At 55.1% G+C, this 21115-nt stretch carries 20 protein-coding genes; 12 read left to right on the forward strand and 8 right to left on the reverse strand.

Annotated elements, in window-relative coordinates; genetic code table 11:
• Positions 1 to 521 precede the first annotated feature (521 nt).
• The gene (locus tag ABLU86_RS11020; protein ID WP_015367567.1) at positions 522 to 2114 is read right to left on the reverse strand and encodes an ABC-F family ATPase; all 1593 of its coding nucleotides are present in this window, start codon (positions 2112 to 2114) and stop codon (positions 522 to 524) included.
• A gap of 179 nt (positions 2115 to 2293) precedes the next feature.
• Between ABLU86_RS11020 and ABLU86_RS11025 the strand changes: the two genes are divergently transcribed.
• Positions 2294 to 3076 carry a tyrosine-protein phosphatase gene (locus ABLU86_RS11025; RefSeq protein WP_015367568.1) on the forward strand — a complete coding sequence of 261 codons (783 nt, stop codon included), beginning with the start codon at positions 2294 to 2296 and terminating at the stop codon, positions 3074 to 3076.
• A gap of 198 nt (positions 3077 to 3274) precedes the next feature.
• Positions 3275 to 4189: a L,D-transpeptidase gene (gene ldtB, locus ABLU86_RS11030; protein ID WP_015367569.1), complete on the forward strand. Its 915-nt coding sequence runs from the start codon at positions 3275 to 3277 to the stop codon at positions 4187 to 4189.
• Positions 4190 to 4280: 91 nt separating this feature from the next.
• On the opposite strand, the gene ABLU86_RS11035 is transcribed toward ldtB, so the two are convergent.
• The 5 genes from ABLU86_RS11035 to mntR form a co-directional block, all read right to left on the reverse strand.
• A complete protein-coding gene (locus ABLU86_RS11035; RefSeq protein ID WP_072382604.1) occupies positions 4281 to 4997 on the reverse strand; it encodes a GntR family transcriptional regulator in 717 nt (238 codons plus the stop codon).
• A 60-nt stretch (positions 4998 to 5057) separates the two neighbouring features.
• Complete coding sequence (locus tag ABLU86_RS11040; RefSeq protein WP_072382606.1) at positions 5058 to 6434, reverse strand: glycoside hydrolase family 1 protein; 1377 nt, start codon at positions 6432 to 6434, stop codon at positions 5058 to 5060.
• 156 nt (positions 6435 to 6590) lie between these two features.
• Entirely contained in the window at positions 6591 to 7631 is a 1041-nt protein-coding gene (locus ABLU86_RS11045; protein ID WP_015704826.1) for an aldo/keto reductase, read from the reverse strand.
• Positions 7632 to 7738: 107 nt separating this feature from the next.
• Positions 7739 to 8851, reverse strand: coding sequence for an anion transporter (locus tag ABLU86_RS11050; RefSeq protein WP_020079302.1), 1113 nt, complete (start codon positions 8849 to 8851; stop codon positions 7739 to 7741).
• Entirely contained in the window at positions 8848 to 9315 is a 468-nt protein-coding gene (gene mntR / locus ABLU86_RS11055) for a manganese-binding transcriptional regulator MntR (protein ID WP_015367574.1), read from the reverse strand. The genes ABLU86_RS11050 and mntR overlap by 4 nt, the downstream gene beginning before the upstream one ends.
• A gap of 186 nt (positions 9316 to 9501) precedes the next feature.
• Between mntR and mntS the strand changes: the two genes are divergently transcribed.
• A complete protein-coding gene (gene mntS, locus ABLU86_RS11060; protein WP_015367575.1) occupies positions 9502 to 9627 on the forward strand; it encodes a manganase accumulation protein MntS in 126 nt (41 codons plus the stop codon).
• A 268-nt stretch (positions 9628 to 9895) separates the two neighbouring features.
• Entirely contained in the window at positions 9896 to 11473 is a 1578-nt protein-coding gene (locus ABLU86_RS11065; protein WP_045360002.1) for a phosphoethanolamine transferase, read from the forward strand.
• Positions 11474 to 11542: 69 nt separating this feature from the next.
• On the opposite strand, the gene ompX is transcribed toward ABLU86_RS11065, so the two are convergent.
• On the reverse strand, positions 11543 to 12058 hold the full coding sequence (gene ompX, locus ABLU86_RS11070) for an outer membrane protein OmpX (RefSeq protein ID WP_015367577.1): 516 nt from the start codon (positions 12056 to 12058) through the stop codon (positions 11543 to 11545).
• 352 nt (positions 12059 to 12410) lie between these two features.
• Between ompX and rhtA the strand changes: the two genes are divergently transcribed.
• From rhtA to ybiO, 6 genes are all read left to right on the forward strand, one after another.
• Positions 12411 to 13298, forward strand: coding sequence for a threonine/homoserine exporter RhtA (gene rhtA / locus ABLU86_RS11075; protein ID WP_285177959.1), 888 nt, complete (start codon positions 12411 to 12413; stop codon positions 13296 to 13298).
• A gap of 238 nt (positions 13299 to 13536) precedes the next feature.
• Positions 13537 to 14040 (forward strand): DNA starvation/stationary phase protection protein Dps, encoded by a 504-nt coding sequence (dps, locus tag ABLU86_RS11080; RefSeq protein WP_032712933.1) that lies wholly within the window; start codon positions 13537 to 13539, stop codon positions 14038 to 14040.
• A 390-nt stretch (positions 14041 to 14430) separates the two neighbouring features.
• Positions 14431 to 15177 carry a glutamine ABC transporter substrate-binding protein GlnH gene (gene glnH, locus ABLU86_RS11085; protein WP_015367580.1) on the forward strand — a complete coding sequence of 249 codons (747 nt, stop codon included), beginning with the start codon at positions 14431 to 14433 and terminating at the stop codon, positions 15175 to 15177.
• A gap of 125 nt (positions 15178 to 15302) precedes the next feature.
• A complete protein-coding gene (glnP, locus tag ABLU86_RS11090; RefSeq protein ID WP_015367581.1) occupies positions 15303 to 15962 on the forward strand; it encodes a glutamine ABC transporter permease GlnP in 660 nt (219 codons plus the stop codon).
• Positions 15959 to 16681 (forward strand): glutamine ABC transporter ATP-binding protein GlnQ, encoded by a 723-nt coding sequence (gene glnQ / locus ABLU86_RS11095; protein WP_015367582.1) that lies wholly within the window; start codon positions 15959 to 15961, stop codon positions 16679 to 16681. The genes glnP and glnQ overlap by 4 nt, the downstream gene beginning before the upstream one ends.
• Positions 16682 to 16792: 111 nt before the next feature.
• Positions 16793 to 18991 (forward strand): mechanosensitive channel protein, encoded by a 2199-nt coding sequence (ybiO, locus tag ABLU86_RS11100; RefSeq protein ID WP_047076969.1) that lies wholly within the window; start codon positions 16793 to 16795, stop codon positions 18989 to 18991.
• On the opposite strand, the gene rlmF is transcribed toward ybiO, so the two are convergent.
• Entirely contained in the window at positions 18988 to 19902 is a 915-nt protein-coding gene (gene rlmF / locus ABLU86_RS11105) for a 23S rRNA (adenine(1618)-N(6))-methyltransferase RlmF (protein WP_087876739.1), read from the reverse strand. The genes ybiO and rlmF overlap by 4 nt on opposite strands.
• A gap of 97 nt (positions 19903 to 19999) precedes the next feature.
• Here rlmF and ABLU86_RS11110 point away from each other — a divergent pair, with 97 nt between their 5' ends.
• Both ABLU86_RS11110 and ABLU86_RS11115 read left to right on the forward strand, forming a co-directional pair.
• Complete coding sequence (locus tag ABLU86_RS11110; RefSeq protein ID WP_015704818.1) at positions 20000 to 20614, forward strand: flavin reductase family protein; 615 nt, start codon at positions 20000 to 20002, stop codon at positions 20612 to 20614.
• 157 nt (positions 20615 to 20771) lie between these two features.
• On the forward strand, positions 20772 to 21035 hold the full coding sequence (locus ABLU86_RS11115; protein WP_072269073.1) for a YdgH/BhsA/McbA-like domain containing protein: 264 nt from the start codon (positions 20772 to 20774) through the stop codon (positions 21033 to 21035).
• Positions 21036 to 21115: the final 80 nt, after the last annotated feature.

Raw genomic sequence — 21115 nt, forward strand, 5'->3', positions numbered from 1 at the left:
TGGCGCTACCGCTTACCGGGGCTACAACACTGTGCGGTTTGGTCGCCCGGGTAACGGACAGTTTCAGAAGCCATAGGTACAAGATAGAGACCTTAAGCTCACAATGGCACGGACCGTAGGCCGGATAAGGCGCAGCCGCCATCCGGCGCAAAATCGGTTCTTTACCCGCGGTTATTGCCCGGCAGCGCTGCACTTGCGCGGGCCTACAGATCACATGCCGGGGTAGGTCGGGTAAGGCGCAGCCGCACCCGACAAAAAACGGCACCGCGGGTAGATACTGCTATCGGTTGGCAGCGGGTTTGGTCCGGGAAAAACAGTTCTTTTGTATTAATTCAGAGCCTATTGCGATCCCGAAATGTCTTCTGCGTTATGGCTCTCATGGCACAGGGAGCGCGGTGAAGACATTAAAGGCAGGTCGTAAGGACCGTAGGTCGGGTAAGGCGTTAGCCGCCACCCGACAAAAAACGGCACCGCGGGTAGCCCGGGTAAGGCGTAGCCGCCACCCGGGTAACGGGGAGGAATTACTCGATACCTTTACTGCGCAGGTAATCTTCGTAGTTGCCGCTGAAATCGATTACGCGTTCTGGAGTGATCTCCAGTACGCGAGTCGCCAGCGAACTCACGAACTCACGGTCGTGAGAAACGAAAATCAGGGTGCCCTGATACATCTCCAGCGCCATGTTCAGCGATTCGATCGATTCCATATCCAGGTGGTTAGTCGGTTCATCCATCACCAGGATATTCGGTTTCTGCATCATCAGCTTACCAAACAGCATGCGACCTTTCTCGCCGCCGGAGAGGACTTTCGCCGGCTTTTTGATATCGTCCTGGCTAAACAACAGACGACCGAGGATACTGCGTACCGCCTGCTCGTCATCGCCTTCCTGTTTCCACTGGCTCATCCAGTCAAAAACCGTCAGGTCGTTTTCGAAATCTTCGGCATGATCCTGCGCGTAGTAGCCGATACGGGCGTTTTCGGACCACTTGACGGTACCGTTATCCGCTTCCAGTTCGCCGACCAGGGTTTTCAGCATCGTTGATTTACCGACGCCGTTGGTCCCCAGTACCGCCAGCTTTTCGCCAACTTCCAGCAGCAGATTAACCCCTTTGAACAGCGGGCCGTTATCAAAGCCTTTCGCCAGCGCTTCCACTTCCAGCGCGTTACGGAACAGTTTCTTATCCTGTTCGAAGCGAATGAACGGGTTCTGACGGCTGGAGGCTTTCACTTCATCCAGCTTAATTTTATCAATCTGACGGGCGCGAGAGGTCGCCTGACGCGATTTTGAAGCGTTGGCGCTAAAGCGGCTAACAAAGGCCTGCAGGTCGGCAATTTGCGCTTTCTTCTTGGCGTTATCGGCCAGCAGACGCTCACGCGCCTGGGTCGCCGCGGTCATATATTCGTCATAGTTGCCCGGATACACGCGCAGTTCGCCGTAATCGAGATCCGCCATATGAGTACAGACCATGTTCAGGAAGTGACGGTCGTGCGAAATGATGATCATGGTGCTGTCGCGTTCGTTCAGCACCTGCTCCAACCAGCGAATAGTATCGATGTCGAGGTTGTTCGTCGGTTCATCGAGCAGCAGGATATCCGGATTGGAGAACAGCGCCTGCGCCAGCAGGACACGCAGTTTCCAGCCCGGCGCGACTTCGCTCATCGGGCCGTAATGTTGCTCCACCGGAATACCGACGCCGAGCAGCAGTTCACCGGCGCGCGCTTCGGCGGAATAGCCGTCCATCTCGCCGTATTTTACTTCCAGGTCGGCCACTTTATAGCCGTCTTCCTCGCTCATTTCCGGCAGCGCGTAGATGCGATCGCGCTCTTGCTTCACTTCCCACAGCTCGCCGTGGCCCATGATAACCGTATCCAGCACGGTGAACTCTTCGAAGGCGAACTGATCCTGGCGCAGCTTACCGATGCGCTCGTTCGGATCGAGAGACACGTTGCCCAGCGTCGGCTCAAGATCGCCGCCGAGGATCTTCATAAACGTGGATTTGCCGCTGCCGTTGGCGCCAATCAGGCCGTAGCGGTTGCCGCCGCCAAATTTGACGGAGATGTTTTCAAACAGCGGCTTACTGCCAAACTGCATGGTGACGTTGCTGGATACTAGCACGAGGATATCCTGAAAATAGAGAATTAGGGATGTGATGAACCAGACATTATGCCAGCAAATGGTTCACTTTTCACGGCTTGCGGTAAAAAGCCCGCCAATAACTATGCTATGGTCAGGGTTTTACCGCAAAATGACCGATTGCTAAGACATAATAATTATCCGCAATTCAGAGGGAATTTATGACCACCCGCACCAGCCATCCTGCATTTATCTCGCTTCAAGGCGGCATCAACTTTCGCGACCTCGGCGGTCAACGCGCGGCCGACGGCCGGCGCGTACGTTCTGGCAAACTGCTGCGCTCGGGCTCGCTGCACAACATGACGCCGGAGGATCTCAATCATCTCAGCGCCATCCCGCTGAGCCGGGTGCTGGATTATCGCGATCCGACAGAGGTCAACCGCAGCCCCGATCGGCTGAATAGCGAAGCCTTTTACCTCAACGCCCCGGCCAATCCGCTTTCCAGCAGCGTCAATGCGAAAGTCACCGAGTTTAACGCCGCGACCCTCAACACCATGGACGGCGAGCAGTTTATGCTACAGCTCTACCGCCAGTTACCGTTTGATAACGCCGCCTATCGCCAGTTGACGCAATGGCTAATGGAGCCTTTTGACGGCGCCCTGCTGCAGCACTGCGCCGTCGGTAAAGACCGCACCGGCGTCGGCTGCGCCCTGACGCTGTTCGCGCTCGGCTGTGATAGCAATACGGTCATGGAAGAGTATCTGCTGACCCAGGGAATGCTGGCGCAGGTCGAAGGATTCCTGCTCGACACCTTCGGCGAAGGCCTTAATGAGCACGGGCGTAAAAATCTCGCCGCCATCATGACCGTTCAGGAGTCATATCTGGCGACCGCGTTGTCCAGCATTGAACAGCGTTACGGTCATGTCGACCGCTGGCTGGAACAGGAATACCGCCTGACGCCGCAGGCGCGCGAAGCGTTGCAGTCACGGCTGCTGGAAGATTAATCCACGTTTTACTAACCAGACGATTCGCCGTGAAAGCGGCGCGTTGCGCACTACACTATTAGCAACAGGAAAAAATTGTGATTTCGTACACATCTGATTTACCTGTTTATCGGAAAGCACATATAATGCGCTCCCATCTACTATCTGAATATCTAACAAGGCCCGTGTGGCGTTGACACCGCGCACGACATGAAGAATATGAAATTATCGACACTCTTAGCGGCAGCCTTCGCCATCGTGGGCTTTTGCAACACAGCTTCAGCTGTTACCTATCCTCTGCCAACCGACGGCAGCCGTCTGATTGGCCAGAACCAGGTCATCACTATTCCAGACGATAATAAACAGCCGTTGGAATATTTCGCTGCCAAATATCAGATGGGTCTGTCCAACATGCTGGAAGCGAACCCGGGCGTGGATACCTACCTGCCGAAAGGCGGTACCGTGCTGAATATTCCGCAACAGCTGATTCTGCCAGACACCGTGCACGAAGGCATCGTCATCAACAGCGCCGAGATGCGTCTGTACTACTACCCGAAAGGCACCAATACCGTGATCGTACTGCCGATCGGTATCGGCCAGTTGGGCAAAGATACGCCGATCAACTGGACGACCAAAGTTGAGCGTAAGAAAGCGGGCCCGACCTGGACCCCGACGGCGAAAATGCACGCCGAATACGCCGCGGAAGGTAACCCGCTGCCGGCAGTCGTGCCAGCAGGCCCGGATAACCCGATGGGCCTGTACGCGCTGTACATCGGTCGTCTGTACGCCATCCACGGTACCAACGCCAACTTTGGTATCGGCCTGCGCGTGAGCCACGGCTGCGTACGTCTGCGTAACGAAGACATCAAATTCCTGTTTGAGAACGTGCCGGTCGGCACCCGCGTGCAGTTTATCGATGAGCCGGTAAAAGCCACCACCGAACCGGATGGCAGCCGCTACGTTGAAGTACACAACCCGCTGTCGACCACCGAAGCGCAGTTCAAAGGCGGCGAAATCGTGCCTATCAGCCTGACTCAGGCCGTGCAGTCGGTGACCAGCCAGCCTGACGTTGACCAGAGCGTAATGGATCAGGCGATCCAGAACCGTTCAGGGATGCCGGTGCGCCTGAACTAAGTTCAGCTAGCACATGAAAACGGCGGGCCTGGTGCCCGCCGTTTTTTTATCTGCATCTGCTAAGCGCTGCGCCAGCAGGGAGCGCTCCCGGTTAGCCGTTATTGACCAGAATGACCCCGCCATGATCGTAGCGGTAGTGACAGTGCGCGTACTCCAGCGGCGTACCGTCTTCCAGATAGATAACCTGCTCAACCTCCAGCACCGGGTCGCTCGGCTCGCAGTTAAGATGTAATTTGTCCAGCTCATCCGGCTTCATCGCCCGCACCACCCGATAAGACCCCATCAGCTTCAGCCCCAGCGTCTCCTGCACATAACGAAACACCGAAGTCTGCAGATGACTTTTATTGAGCCCCGGCACCAGCGCCACCGGCATTACCGTGAGATCCAGCGAGACCGGCTCGCCGTTAAGCAACCGCAGGCGGACAAAGTCATACACCGGCGCATCGGCGTCGATCAGCAGCGAACTCTGTTCCTTCTCGCTGGGAAAACGCAGTTCAAAGCGCACTACTTCGCTTTGCACCTCGCCGAGATGCTCCCAGGTTTTGGTGGCGCCGAAATAGTCGCTGCCGGGCAGTTCCCACTGCGATAGCTGGAGGAAATTTTTCCGCACAAAGGTACCCTGCCCTTTGCGGGTGTAGATAAGCCCCTCGACAATCAGCTGACGCATTGCCTGCTGGATCGTCATCCGGCTGGTATTGAACTCTGCCGCCAGCGCAAACTGGTCAGGTAACGGCGCGCTGGCAGGATACTGCTGGCTAATGATCCGCTTTTTTATTTCCCGCGCGATATTAAGATACTTCGCCGTCATTCTCCGATCCTTTACTATTTTGTGAGGGGCTGGGGGGCAGCATACACCGCCCGCTCGCCGTTACATCTCTTCGCCATTACTGTGGATAACCCGCTTCAACCACGCGTAGCTTTTCTTCGGTACCCGCTTAAGATCCTTGAGATCGTGGTTTTCACGATTGACGTACACCACGCCGTAGCGTTTACGCATGTCGCCCTGCGAGCTAAGGATATCGATTAATCCCCAGCCGAGATAGCCTATCACCTGCGCCCCGTCTTCAAACATTGCCGCTTTCATGGCGTTAATGTGGTCACGGTGGTAGGCAATGCGGTAATCATCGGCGACCTGATTTTCGCCGTCCCAGGATTCGATCACCCCAATCCCGTTTTCAATTGGGAAGACCGGCAGCCGCCAGTCGTTGTAATAGCGGGTAATGATCGTGCGGAATCCCAGCGGATCGATCTGCCAGTTCCATTCCGTCGCTTTCAGGTATGGATTGTCCTGATTACCGAACAACATATAGTTGTTCACCGCCGTACCTGGCGGAATCGCGTCGCTATTGAGCGTGCGGCTGGCGTAGTAGCTGAATGCCAGATAGTCGACCTTCACCCTCGCCATCAACGCGATATCTTCAGGGCGATAGATATCGTCAAAACCTTCACGGGCGACAAAATGCATCACTTCCGGACTATAGCCCTCGCCCGCGTAGGCGCGCAGCAGATTCTGATTTAAAAACTCGTCCAGTTGCTGGGCGCACAGAATATCGCGCGGCTTACAGGTTGCCGGATAGACCAGCGCATGGGCCAGCATTCCGCCCATCAGACACTGCGGTTTGGCCTGATGCAGATAGTCGGTGAGATGGACGTGCGCCATCATTACGTGGTGCTGGATCTGGTAGAGTTCGCGCAAAGTTTTATAGCCACGCAGATAGCCGGTGATCAGAAAAGCCTCCGGCGAATGGTAAAGATTCTGTTCGTTGAAGGTCAGCCAGTACTTCACCTTATCGCCGTAGCAGTCGATCATCTTCTGGCCATAGCGGATAAAAGCGTCCATTACCCGGCGATCGGTAAAACCGTTATAGCGCTCCGCCAGCGACAAGGGCATATCGAAGTGATAGAGGCAGATCATCGGTTCAATACCGCGGGCAATGAGCTCATCAATAAACTGATGGTAGAACGCAATCCCCTCTTCATTAAACTCGCCATCTCCCTGCGGACAGACGCGGCTCCAGGCTATCTGGAAGCGATAGCAGTTCATGCCCAGATCCTGCATTAAATCAAAATCTTCGCGGAAGCGATGGTAGGAGTCGGTCGCTACCTTCCAGTCCGAGGCGAACTCCGACGGCTCACGGATATCGTACACCGACATCCCCTTCCCCCCCTCATTCCACGCCCCTTCGGTCTGCATGCTGGAGACCGAATTACCCCATAAAAAATTGGCCGGTAGTTTGTCTTTCATGGTTCGCCTCTGTATATGACTAGTCATTTAAATATTATGACTAGTCATATACAAAAAAACTACCGCCGAAGCAAAAGCAGGATCGTTTTCTGTGAGCCATACAAACAAAAAAGATCGCCGCAAGCGGCGATCTTTATAAGCACGAAAAAAACAGCGTTACTGGGCGTCAAGCTGCTTACGGCGATATTCCCCCTGGCGCTCCAGCATCCAACCCGGATACTCGCGCGGCAGCGCGCTGACCGCGTCAAGCTGGCGCAGCTCATCTTCACTCAGGCGAATAGCGGTGGCGGCAATGTTATCCTGCAACTGCTCGGCCCGTTTGGCGCCAATAATAACGCTGGTGACCGCCGGCTGATGCAGTAACCACGCCAGCGCAATCTGCGCCACCGAGACCCCTTTCGCTTCGGCTATCACCTGCATCACGTCAATGCAGTCAAAGGCGCGATCTTTATTCACCGGCGGGAAATCGAACTCCAGTCGACGACCGCCCGCTTCCGCCTGACCATCGCGGCGATATTTACCGCTCAACAGACCGCCCGCCAGCGGGCTCCAGACCATCAGGCCGAGACCTTCGCTTTGCATCATCGGCACCAGTTCGCGTTCCAGCTCACGCCCGGCAATCGTGTAGTAAGCCTGCAGAGAAGCAAAGCGCGAGAGCCCGAGGCGTTCAGCAATGCCCAGCGCTTTGGCGATTTGCCATGCCGCCCAGTTAGAAACGCCGATATAGCGCACATGCCCCTGCTGCACCAGGGTGTCGAGCGCCGACAGCGTCTCTTCAATAGGCGTCGCCGGATCGAAACCGTGTAATTGATAGAGATCGATATGATCGAGCTGCAGGCGGCGCAGGCTCTCTTTCACGCTGCCCATAATGTGGTAGCGTGAGCTGCCGCGCGAGTTCACCCCAGCGGTGCCGGTTTCGCCGAACACTTTGGTCGCCACCACCACGTTTTCACGCGGTATCTTCAGATTCTTTAACGCCTGGCCGGTAATCTCCTCCGAGCGTCCTTCTGAATAAACGTTGGCGGTATCGATGAAGTTGATGCCCGCATCCAGCGCGCTGCCCACCAGCTGTTCGGCTTCCGCCTGGCGCAGCTGGCCGATTTTTCCCCACATCCCCTCTTCGCCGCCGAAGGTCATGGTGCCAAGGCACAGCTCAGAGACAAACAGGCCGGTATTTCCCAGTTTTTGATAACGCATAGCAGTCTCCTCATTCGGATGATTAACGTCAGCCAGATAGTTATAGCCCGAGCGTCGTCATCGCGAATGGGGTGTTCCTGCCCGTTTCTTGCCCAATCCTCTGAAAATCAGCGCCACAGCGCGAGCATGGCGTAACCGGTGAGCGCCGCCCAGATCAGCAGCGGAATGGAATAAAGATGAAAACGCCACCAGATCCGGCGGTCGCCGGCCATCCGCAGCGCAATCAGGTTCGCCAGCGATCCGGGCAGCAGGCCAAAACCGCCGACGTTCACCGCCCAGGCTAACAGCATCGTTGGCGGCACGTAATTAAGCAGCAAAATAGTCGATGGCACGTTGCTGATAAACTGCGACAGTCCGATTGCCGTCAGCCATAGCCCGCCATGCGAGAGCTGGCCGACGCCGTTCAGCCACTGCTGCAGCACCGGCAGCTGCGTCAGCAGGTGAACGTCGATAAACATCGCCATAAACACCAGCAGCAGCGACCAGTCGACGTTGATAATCACCGCTCGCGCCAGCAGCAGGAACCCGACGGCAATGAGCGCCAGTCCCCAGAGTTCCTGCTTCATCTCCAGCGCAGCCAGAAAGATAAGGTAGAAAGCGAGGCAGCTCCACACCAGCTGCGGCCGCCACTCCGGCGCTTTGTCGCTACTTTGATAATTGAGCCGAGCGGCAGGGAAACAGAACCAACACAGCACCAATAGCGTGATCATCATCGCCGCCGCCAGCGGCAGCATCTGGCCGATAAAGGCAAGAAACGATAGCCCGGAGCGGCCCCACAGTAAAATATTCTGCGGATTGCCGATGGGCGTTAATAAAGAGCCGGCGTTAACCGCCAGCGCTTCAAAAATAATCAGCCGATTCACCGGAATGGCGCACCATTTTTTTAGCGTTAACGTGAGGGGAACGACAATGAACAGCGCGACGTCGTTGGTCAAAAAAGTGGAAAGCAGCGCGGCAGCCAGCACCATGAAGATGGCCAGTTGGCGTTCGGTGACGAAACGGCGCGCCATTTTGCGCCCCAGCACATCAAAATAACCGCTCAGTTCAATCCCTTTGGTCAGCAGCATCAGCCCACTAAGGGTGATGATAGTGTGCCAGTCGATAGCCTGCCCCCAGCGCTGAGGCGCGAAAGGAACAAACAGGCTAAGGATAACGGCGATAAGTAACAAAAGATGCAGGAAACGGTCGCGAGCGAGCGACTGCACAAAGGGGAGATTCATTCTGCGTGTAATCTCTGGGTAAACAGCTTAAATTGCGCCAGCGTCTCTTCGCTAACGTGGTGTTCCATTCCCTCAGCATCGCGGCGGGCAATCTCCGGACTCACGCCAATCGCCAGCAGAAAGTTTTCCACTATCTGATGACGCTCGCGGCTTTCATGGGCCAGCTTTTCCCCTTCCGGGGTTAAGAAGATCCCGCGCCAGGGGATCTGTTCGATCAAGCCGACACTCGCCAGACGCTTAAGCATTTTCGCCACCGTCGGTTGCGAAACGCCAAGACGCGCAGCCATATCCACCTGGCGCGCTTCGCCCACTTCGTTGATCAGATCGGAGATAAGCTCCACATAGTCATCAATCAGCTCGCGACGATGCGCTTCACGCACCTGACGAAACCCCTCTACGTGTTCTTCGACATTAACCAGCTGCGTCACTTTTTTAGTTATGGGCTTACCTGCGCGACGGTTCATTGTGCTTCCTCGTTGGTGTGACGCGTCAAGCATCATATAAAAGGATCCACATTGTAATGGATTGCGCCCGGAGCACAAAAAAATAACATTTTAGCCATAGCTATAAAATATAGCCTGTGCTATATCTGTATGTAATGCAAACAGCCATCACGGATTTGACGGCGCGAAGACGCAGGAGGAATAACCATGAACGAATTCAAGAGGTGCTTAAACGTGTTTAGCCATTCACCCTTTAAAGTACGCTTAATGCTGATCGGCATGCTGTGCGACATGATCAACGGCAAACCGCAGCAGGATAAACCTAACCACTAACGCGGCGTCGCGGTACGCCGCTTCATTTTTTTGTCATTTTTCCCCGTTAACCTACCCGGTTGTCTCGCCCTTCAGCGCTTTTTTCAAGTTTTGTAAGCTTTCTCGCAAAACAATCTGTTATGAACAGTTGACCTTACCATTCGCAGGCCCTATCGTTTGTCAGCCCTGCCACTACTGCGGCTCGCAGAGACCCTCTTCACGCACTGTCCAGCAGGTTTTACCCCCTTGATGCCAGGGGACGAACATGGCGTCTTGTTGATTACGAATTATGAATGTCACTCTGAAAGAAACGCTGGCCGCCCGCAGACTGGCCCTGAACCCGTGGACAGGATTCTACTTTTTACAGTCGCTGTTGATTAATCTGGCGCTTGGGTATGAATTTAGCTTGCTCTATACCGTTGCGTTTACCTGCGTACTCCATCTGCTTTGGCGCACCTTTCCGCGGGTACAAAAAGGGATAGTTGGCCTCTATTCCCTGCTGGCCGCGATGTACTATCCCTTCGGCCAGGCTTACGGCGCGCCAAACTTCAATACGCTGCTGGCGCTGCACGCCACCAACGTGGAAGAGTCGACGGAAATTCTCACTATTTTCCCGTGGTACAACTATTTGCTGGCGGTATTTATCTTCGCCCTCGGCGTCATTGCCGTACGGCGGAAACCACAGCCGCCCGCGCGCCTTGGCAAAGTGGAATATCTGGGGCTGCTGTTTAGCATCGGTATCTTCTTCCTGCAACCTGTGCAGAATCTGGCCTGGGGCGGCGTCTTTAAAGTCATTGATAGCGGTTACCCCGCCGTGCGCTTCGTAAAAGACGTGATCGTTAATAACAATGAAGTGCTGGATGAACAGGCGCGGATGGCGCAGTTGGCGAACATGAAAGATAGCTGGCACGTGCTGGCGGTGAAGCCGAAATACCATCTCTATGTCGTGGTGATTGGTGAGAGCGCGCGCCGCGATGCGCTTGGCGCTTTCGGCGGCCACTGGGACAACACGCCGTTCGCCAGTTCGGTCAACGGCTATCTGTTTAAAAACTACGTCGCCGCCAGCGGCTCCACGCAGAAATCGCTGGGCCTGACCCTCAATCGGGTGGTAGACGGTAAACCCCAGTATCAGGATAACTTCGTCACCCTCGCCAACCGCGCGGGCTTCCAGACCTGGTGGTTCTCCAATCAAGGGCAAATTGGTGAATACGACACCGCCATCGCCAGCATCGCCAAACGCGCCGATGAGGTACAGTTCCTGAAAAATGGGGATTTTGAAGCCAATAAAAATACGCAGGATGAGCAGCTGCTGAAACTGACCGAGCAGGTATTATCAGTCGAGCGCAGCCAGCCGCAGTTGATCGTATTGCATATTATGGGCTCGCACCCGCAGGCCTGCGATCGTACCAAAGGCAAGTACACCACCTTTGTGCAGTCAAAGGAGACCTCATGCTATCTCTACAGCGTGACGCAAACCGACGCGCTGTTGGCGAAACTCTACGGCCAGCTACAGAATTCCGGCAGCTCTTTCTCGCTCACCTATTTTTCCGATCACGGTCTGGCATTTAAAGAACGCGGTAAGGCGGTGCAGTATCTCGCCCATGATGACAAATATCAGCAGAACTTCCAGGTACCGTTTATGGTACTCTCCAGCGACGATAAAGCGCATAAGATGATTAAAGCCCGCCGCTCGGCGAATGATTTCCTCAGCTTCTTCTCGCAGTGGACCGGCATCAGCGCACAGGAAATTACCCCACGCTATCGCTTTATCTCGGAACAGAAAGCCGGACCGGTGTATATCACCAATTTCCAGTTACAGAAGGTGGATTACAACCATCTGGGCAGCGACGAGTTTACCGTCAACTAAACGGTATCGCCGAATCACAGGCAAAAAAAATCCGCCCCTTGAGGCGGATTTTTTATATCACCGAAGTGATTAGAAGCGGTAACCTACGCCAGCAATCCAGGTGCCGACGTCAACGTTACGAATGCGAGACTGCTCGTAGGAGAAGTCCAGGGCAACGTTTTCGATCGGGTTGAACTGCATACCAGCGCCGTAAGAGAAACCGTAGTCGCTCATGTCGGATTTCTGGTTCGGGAAGTTGTTGTTCTGGAACTTACCGTAGCCAACACCGATTACGCCGTAGATGCTCGCCCAGTCGTTCAGACGGTAAGCCGGACCAGCGGTGATGCCGTAGTACTGACCTTTGTTGTAAGTACCGTTGCTGGTGTTGTCTTTTTCGGTGTAGGTGAAGGAACCGATAACGCCCAGCGGGTTGTTATCTTGCTCGTAACGGTACTTAAGGTTGAAACCGCCTGCTTTGTTAGCTTTACCCTGCATGTCGCTCTGAGCGTAACCACCGGTAACGGTAGAAGTTGCAGCGAAAGCAGTAGTACCTACGGATGCAGCCAGAACAACGGCCAGTGCTGAAAGACGTGCAATTTTATTCATAACCACCTCAAATGTGTTTCTAATAAGTCCTAAGTCTTAAATATATCAAAAACTTTTGGGAAACTCTTTTGACTTTACATTGTCTAACATACTTTTTCATGTAAGCAAAAGTTTCCACGATTTCGTAACAATCTGGAAATCAAACACTTTTCGCGCAAAAAGTGCTTAACGTTTACCAGCCGTAAGCGCTGCGCATCCAGATTATTCTTAGTCGCGAAGGCATTCCCCTACGCATTTTACGCCATTGTACTGTTTTTCCACCCTCTTTTTTCAACAATCGCTAAACCGTTAAGCGGTTATTCCAGTACACTGGAACCTTTACCTCTTTTGACAAACCCTGACAGGAGAAAGGATGCCCGGCTCGTCCCGTAAAGTTCCGGCGTGGTTGCCGATACTGGTTATTTTGATCGCCATGGTCTCCATTCAGAGCGGCGCATCGCTGGCGAAATCGCTCTTCCCGTTGATTGGCGCACCGGGAGTCACCGCTCTACGCCTGACGCTCGGCACTTTAATTTTAGTCGTTATTTTTAAGCCGTGGCGACTGCGCTTTGCCCCGCAGCAGCGGCTACCGCTGTTCTTTTACGGCGTGGCGCTAGGGGCGATGAACTATCTCTTCTATTTATCGCTGCAGCGGATCCCGCTTGGCGTCGCGGTCGCGCTGGAGTTCACCGGGCCGCTGGCGGTGGCGCTCTTCGGTTCACGCCGCCCGCTTGATTTCGTCTGGGTGGCGCTGGCGGTGCTCGGGCTGTGGTTCCTGCTGCCGCTTGGGCAAAACGTAGGGGAAGTGGATTTAGTCGGCGCGCTGTTCGCGCTCGGCGCCGGCACATTCTGGGCGGTCTATATTCTTACCGGCCAGCGCGCGGGTGAAGAACATGGCCCGGCGACGGTGGCTATGGGCTCGCTCATCGCGGCGGTAATTTTTGTGCCCATCGGCGTCGTCCAGGCCAGCGATACGCTGCTGCAATGGTCGCTGCTGCCGCTGGGGCTTGGCATCGCCATTCTCTCCACCGCCCTACCCTATTCGCTGGAAATGATCGCCTTGACCCGGATGCCCACCCGTACCTTCGGCACGCTGATGAGCATGGAGCCGGCGCTGGCGGCGCTGTCGGGAATGGTGTTCCTCGGCGAGACGCTAACCCTGACGCAAACTCTGGCGTTAGGGGCGATTATCATCGCCTCAATGGGCTCAACGCTAACCATGCAACGGCACAGCAAAATCGAGAAAGTCGATATAAATTAAGATTTTGTTACCGGCCTGGCTCGCGTTCATAGCGAGCCAGTTGTGTGCTTCTAATTATCTGATTTAATAAAACTTTTTAAATAGCCAACAACTTAGCGCTATCGGACTGATATGGACAGCCGATGCCTCATACCCAATATCCCTTGCTATAATTAGTCCCGAAGTCATTTGGGACAAACGCTCTACATAATTCGAATTTGAAGTATGACGAGTATCAATATCAAGAGGATATGAAACTATGAGTACCGCAAAACTGGTTAAAACTAAAGCGTCTAACCTGCTCTATACCCGTAACGATGTCGCAGACAACGAAAAGAAAGCTACCGTTGAGCTGCTGAATCGCCAGGTGATCCAGTTCATCGACCTGTCGCTGATTACCAAACAGGCCCACTGGAATATGCGCGGTGCCAACTTTATCGCCGTCCATGAAATGCTGGATGGTTTCCGCACTGCGCTCACCGATCACCTTGATACGATGGCTGAACGTGCCGTTCAACTGGGCGGCGTCGCACTGGGCACCACTCAGGTCATCAACAGCAAAAGCCCGCTGAAAAGCTACCCGCTGGATATTCACTCCGTTCAGGAACACCTGAAAGAGCTGGCGGACCGTTACGCCATCGTGGCCAATGATGTGCGTAAAGCGATCAGCGAAGCGAAAGATGAAGACACCGCCGATATCTTTACCGCGGCTTCCCGCGACCTGGATAAATTCCTGTGGTTCATCGAAGCGAATATCGAATAAGCGTCTACCGCCGTCAGCGCCCGCTGGCGGCTTTTTCCTTTTCTCCCACGCTCCCCCCCGCAATCGCTTAGCTCGCCCACTTTTGGTGCATATGTATGTACACAATACGTACTAAAGTAAAACAATTGTAATAATCACCTCACACAATCGTTACAGCAAGATTGTTTTCCCATCAGGGTTTGCGTTAAAAATGCTCTGGTTATTCGCTACGTTTATATTGCACCAAAATGATGCCCCGTCACGGTGCGTTTGCTGTATCGAGTAACCGAAATTGTGCAAGCAATATGAAAGCTCCTGTTGAAAAACAATAGCTTGTAAAACTGGCACGATTTTTTCATTAGGCTACACGTTCTCGCAGGGGCTCGTCCCGTGGATAAAAAAGGAAATACTATGAAGTCTGTATTAAAAGTGTCACTGGCTGCACTGACCCTGGCTTTTGCGGTTTCGTCTCACGCCGCAGATAAAAAACTGGTAGTCGCCACCGATACGGCGTTTGTTCCGTTTGAATTTAAGCAAGGTGATAAATACGTCGGCTTCGATATTGACCTGTGGGCCGCGGTCGCTAAAGAGCTGAAACTGGACTACACCCTGAAACCAATGGACTTCAGCGGCATCATTCCCGCGCTGCAGACCAAAAACATCGATCTGGCGCTGGCGGGGATCACCATCACCGACGAGCGTAAAAAAGCAATCGACTTCTCCGACGGCTACTACAAAAGCGGCCTGCTGGTGATGGTGAACGCGAAAAACAATGACATTAAAGATGTGAAAGATCTGAACGGCAAAGTGGTCGCCGTGAAGAGCGGCACCGGCTCCGTTGATTATGCGAAAGCCAACATCAAAACCAAAGATCTGCGCCAGTTCCCGAACATTGATAACGCTTATATGGAACTGGGCACCGGCCGCGCTGACGCGGTACTGCACGACACGCCAAACATCCTGTACTTCATTAAAACTGCCGGTCAGGGCAAGTTCAAAGCGGTAGGCGAATCGCTGGAAGCGCAAAGCTACGGTATCGCCTTCCCGAAAGGCAGCGACGAACTGCGCGAAAAAGTGAACGGCGCGCTGAAAACGCTGCGTGAAAACGGCACCTACAACGAAATTTACAAAAAATGGTTCGGTACTGAACCAAAATAATAATCAGGACGACTTCCCGCGGCCAATCCGCCGCGGGCTCCACGGCGCCAGGGTCTCTTTGCCCGGCGCCGTATTCGCAGAGGCTTTCTCTGCTTTCGACACGGTAACAGTAACAGGAACACATTATGCAGTTTGACTGGAGTGCCATCTGGCCCGCTATTCCTATTTTGCTGGAAGGCGCCAAAATGACGCTGTGGATTTCGGTCCTCGGCCTGGTTGGCGGCCTTATCATCGGTCTGGTGGCCGGTTTCGCCCGCTGTTTCGGCGGCTGGATAGCCAACCACATCGCGCTGGTATTTATTGAAATCATCCGCGGCACGCCTATTGTGGTGCAGGTGATGTTCATTTACTTCGCGCTGCCGATGGCGTTTAGCGACTTACGCATCGACCCGTTCACCGCCGCGGTGGTGACCATCATGATCAACTCCGGGGCCTATATCGCGGAAATCACCCGCGGCGCGGTGCTGTCCATCCATAAAGGTTTCCGCGAAGCGGGTCTGGCGCTGGGACTCTCCCGCCGCGAGACCATCCGCCACGTGATCCTGCCGCTGGCGCTGCGCCGTATGCTGCCGCCGCTCGGTAACCAATGGATTATCAGTATCAAAGATACGTCGCTGTTTATCGTTATCGGCGTCGCCGAACTGACCCGCCAGGGCCAGGAAATTATTGCCGGTAACTTCCGCGCACTGGAAATCTGGAGCGCCGTTGCCGTCATTTATCTGATCATCACCCTGGTGTTGAGCTTCATTCTGCGTCGTCTTGAAAGAAGGATGAAAATCCTGTGATTGAATTTAAAAACGTTTCCAAACACTTTGGCCCGACTAAAGTGCTGCACGATATCGATCTGAAGATCAACAAAGGCGAAGTGGTCGTGATCATCGGGCCGTCCGGCTCCGGTAAATCCACGCTGCTGCGCTGCATCAATAAACTGGAAGAGATCACCAGCGGCGATCTTATCGTCGATGGCCTGAAGGTGAACGACCCGAAAGTTGACGAGCGCTTAATTCGCCAGGAAGCCGGAATGGTATTCCAGCAGTTCTATCTGTTCCCGCACCTGACGGCGCTGGAGAACGTGATGTTCGGCCCGCAGCGCGTGCGCGGCGCGTCGAAAGCGGCGGCGGAAACGCTGGCGAAAGAGCTGCTGGCGAAGGTGGGTCTCGCGGAACGCGCGCACCACTATCCATCCGAACTCTCCGGCGGCCAGCAGCAGCGAGTCGCCATTGCCCGTGCGCTGGCGGTGAAACCGAAAATGATGCTGTTTGATGAGCCGACTTCGGCACTTGACCCGGAACTACGCCATGAAGTGCTGAAAGTCATGCAGGACCTGGCCGAGGAAGGCATGACGATGGTCATCGTAACCCACGAAATCGGCTTTGCTGAAAAAGTGGCATCACGGCTGATCTTCATCGATAAAGGCCGTATCGCCGAAGACGGCGACCCGCAGGTTCTGGTGAAGAACCCGCCAAGCCCGCGTCTGCGCGAGTTTTTACAGCACGTAGCCTGATGCGCCCGGCTCTCCCCGGTAAGGGGAGAGCCGCTTTCCAGATTCATCCCACCGCTCCTTCTCCTCTGACCCCTTCTATACTTAGCAGTTTGAGATGCAATGGAGGCGCCCATGCCGTGGATCCTACTGTTGCTCGCTGCGCTGTGGATTTCGCCGCTGTCGGCGGCGTCATTGCCCGGCATTCCGGCGGCGACAACCGACAAAAGCACAGCCAGCGAGCCTGACCTCGAACAAAAAAAAGCCGCCTGGGCGGCATTAGCTGACGTGCTGGATAATCCAGACTCGCGGCAGGAGTTAATCGCTGAGCTGCGCAAAGCCGCCGCTACCCAGCCCCCTGCCGCCGCCCCCACGCTGACCCCGCCAGAAGTCAAAGACGAGCAAACCGTTCTGGAAAGCGTGACGGAAATTAGCCGCCAGTATAGCGAGCGCCTGTCGTCACGGTTTTCGCAGCTATGGCGCAATATCACCGGCTCGCCGCATAAGCCTTTCCATGCCGATGCTTTTCGCAATGCCGCTGGCGACTTCCTGCTGCTGGCCGGGCTGGTATTTGCCTTCTGGTGGTTAGTACGCCTGGCGGCGCTGCCGCTGTACCGCAAAATGGGCCATTGGGGAAGGCACAAAAACCGTGAGCGCAACAACTGGCTCCAGTTACCGGCAACCATCGCTGGCGCTTTTATCATTGACCTGCTGCTGCTGGCGCTAACGCTGTTTATCGGCCAGCTGTTAAGCGATCGTTTAAACGGCGGCAACCGCACCATTGCTTTCCAACAAAGCCTGTTTCTTAACGCCTTCGCGCTGATCGAGTTTTTTAAAGCCATTCTGCGATTGATTTTTTGCCCGCGGATTGCCGATTTACGCCCCTTCAATATCAGCGACGAACACGCAATCTACTGGAACTTACGCCTCAGCGCCCTGAGTAGCCTGATTGGTTACGGGCTGATCGTAGCGGTGCCGATTATCTCCAATCAGGTTAACGTGCAGATTGGCGCGCTGGCCAACGTCATCATAATGTTGTGCATTACGGTGTGGGCGTTGTATCTGATTTTCCACAACAAACGCGCCATCACTCAGGGGCTTATCCATCTTGCCGACCGCTCGCTGCCGTTCTTCAGCTTGTTTATTCGTGCTTTTGCGCTGGTCTGGCACTGGCTGGCCTGCGCTTACTTTATCGTGCTGTTCTTCTTTTCGCTCTTTGACCCCGGCAACAGCCTCAAATTTATGATGGGCGCGACGCTGCGCAGCCTCGCTATCGTCGGCGCCGCGGCGCTGGTATCCGGTATTTTGTCACGCTGGATAGCCAAAACCATCACCCTGTCGCCAGAAACCCAACGCCACTACCCGGAGCTGCAAAAACGGCTCAACGGCTGGATCTCCGCCTCGCTGAAAGCCGCGCGGATCCTTACGGTATGCGTGGCGGTGATGCTGTTGCTGAGCGCCTGGGGTCTATTTGATTTTCAGCAATGGCTTCACAATGATGCCGGGCAGAAAACGGTGGATGTCCTGATTCGTATCGCGCTGATCCTGTTCTTCTCCGCCGTCGGCTGGACCCTGCTGGCAAGCCTGATTGAGAACCGCCTGTCATCGGACATTCATGGACGCCCGCTGCCCAGCGCTCGCGCCAGAACGCTGCTGACGCTGTTTCGCAACGCGCTGGCGGTGGTCATTACCACTATTACGATAATGATCTTATTGTCGGAAGTGGGGGTGAACATCGCGCCGCTGCTGGCGGGCGCCGGGGCATTAGGATTGGCTATCTCTTTCGGCGCCCAAACGCTGGTCAAAGATATTATTACCGGCATCTTTATCCAGTTTGAAAACGGGATGAACACCGGCGATCTGGTGACCATCGGGCCATTAACCGGTACGGTGGAACGGATGTCGATCCGCTCGGTGGGCGTGCGCCAGGATACCGGGGCGTACCATATTATTCCCTGGTCTTCGATAACCACCTTCGCCAACTTTGTGCGCGGGATCGGTTCGGTGGTCGCCAACTATGATGTCGACAGGCAGGAGGATTTGGATAAAGCCAATCAGGCGCTGAAGGCGGCGGTAGACGATCTGATGGCGCAGGAGGAGATCCGCGGGCTGATTATTGGCGAACCGTCGTTCGCCGGGCTGGTAGGACTAAGCAATACCGCGTTTACGTTACGCGTCAGCTTTACGACGCTGCCGCTGAAGCAGTGGGCGGTACGCTTTGCCCTCGATACCCAGGTGAAGCAGCATTTCGATCGCGCCGGCGTGCGTGCGCCGGTACAAACCTGGCAGGTATTGCCGCCGCCGGGCAACGCAAACCCGGCGGCAGAGACTTAAAATGGACGGCGGCGCTTTGCGTCGTCCATAAAGCTCCAGGCGATAAAGCGGCTCTGTTTCTGCCCCTGCGCCATCTCTTTTTTCACCACTTTTACCGCGCCGACTTCGGTCAGCAGGCGATACAGCGGCGGCAGATTGTCGCCGCGGGAGACCAGCGAGGTAAACCATTTAACCTGGCGGCCGAACTGCTGGCTTTCGCGGATCATCTGCGAAATAAAGGCCACTTCGCCGCCTTCACACCACAGTTCCTGCTGCTGGCCGCCGAAGTTCAGTACGCTATCTTCCCCCAGCCCCAGATTACGGCGTTTACGCTCGCCACCGGCACGCGCGCTGGCGGCGGAATCGTGGAACGGCGGGTTGCAGAGGGTCGCATCATAGGTTTCATTCTTATGAATGATGCCGGTAAAGATTGCCTGGCCCTCTTTCTGACGACGCAGACGAATTTGTCGCGTCAGCCCTGGGTTGCCGTTGATAATCGCCTGGGCGCTGGCAAAGGCCTGCGGGTTGACTTCGCTACCGGTAAAGCGCCAGCCGTATTCATGTGCGCCAATCAGCGGATAGATGCAGTTCGCGCCGGTACCGATATCGAGAATGGTGGCTTTTTTCGGGATCTCGCCGCTATCCTGCGCCAGCAGGTCGGCCAGATGGTGGATATAGTCCGCGCGTCCCGGCACCGGCGGGCACAAGAAGCCGTCAGGAATATCCCAGTGTTTTACCGCGTAAAAGTGCGCCAGCAGCGCCTTATTCAACGCCTTCACCGCCAGTGGATTAGCAAAATCAATGGTTTGCTCACCTGCCGGATTCAGAGTGATATAGCTTTGCAGCTCAGGATGAGTCTGGCACAGCGCTGGCAAATCATAGCGTTGGTGATGACGGTTACGCGGGTGCAACCCCGGCTTTTCGGCTTTCATGGCAATCTCCTTTCAACAGCCGCGTAAGATACCCGTTGACGGCGGCGCGGTAAATAAGGGAGTCTGGATATCTTCTTATTTCGCTTTCTGGTGCTCTATGTACTTCTATCAACCTGCCGAAGGCCACGGCCTGCCGCACGACCCGCTGAATGCCATCGTCGGGCCGCGCCCCATCGGCTGGATCGCTTCGCTCGATAGCGCAGGGCAACGCAATCTCGCCCCCTACAGCTTCTTCAACTGCTTTAACTATCGGCCACCGATCATCGGTTTCGCCAGCGGCGGCTGGAAAGACAGTGTGCAGAACATTGTTGAAACAAAAGAATTTGTCTGGAATCTGGCTACCCGGCCACTCGCCGAAGCGATGAATGAAACTTCCGCCACTATTCCACGTCATGAAGATGAATTCCTGCGCGCCGGATTGACCGCCGCGCCGAGCCGGATCGTCCGCGCCCCGCGCGTGGCGGAAAGCCCGGTCAACTTCGAATGTCGCCTGTCGCAGTGTATTCAGTTAACGCGCGCCAGCGGTGAAGCCATCGATAGCTGGCTGGTGCTCGGTGAAGTGGTCGCCGTGCATATCGATGAGTCGCTGCTGGAAGACGGGATTTATCAAACCGCGAAAGCGCAGCCGATTTTACGCGCAGGCGGGCCGACGGCCTACTACAGCATTGATGAAAGCCAGCGCTTCGATATGATCCGCCCGGACGCTCGTTAACATTAGCGTAGCAAGGATAATACATGCCGCCGCGGGCGAATGCCCGGCGGCAATAAGCGCGTAAAGTGCTTGTTTGCCCACTATTATTTATCCGGTGGTTCTGCTCATCACGACCTAAACTTAAGGTATGTCCCATGCTGTTAATGAGGATATAGCCATGAGAACCTTTCTGCTCGCCCCCGCTTTTATCGCCCTTGCTCTCCTCTCCTTACCCACACAGGCCAACAACCCCGAGACCGCTGCCGTGGCCGTTGGCCCGCTGCGCCCGTCCGGCTCAGTTTCCGCCTCCGGCGCCAGCACCCTCGACGACTTACAGGCGCAACTGGCGCAAAAAGCCCACCAGCAGGGGGCGATTGCCTGGCGAATAAACGCCGCTGGCGGCGGCAACAAATTAGCCGGCACGGCGATTATTTATAAATAATCCTTCTGCCCGCGCCGGGAATACGCAGGCGGCAATGCCGGCGCCCGGGACTTGGCTGCGCATTTTTTGCCCCCATATTT

Origin of the sequence: Klebsiella sp. JN_Kp121 (genome assembly GCF_040062145.1) — a bacterium.
Lineage (GTDB): Bacteria > Pseudomonadota > Gammaproteobacteria > Enterobacterales > Enterobacteriaceae > Klebsiella > Klebsiella aerogenes.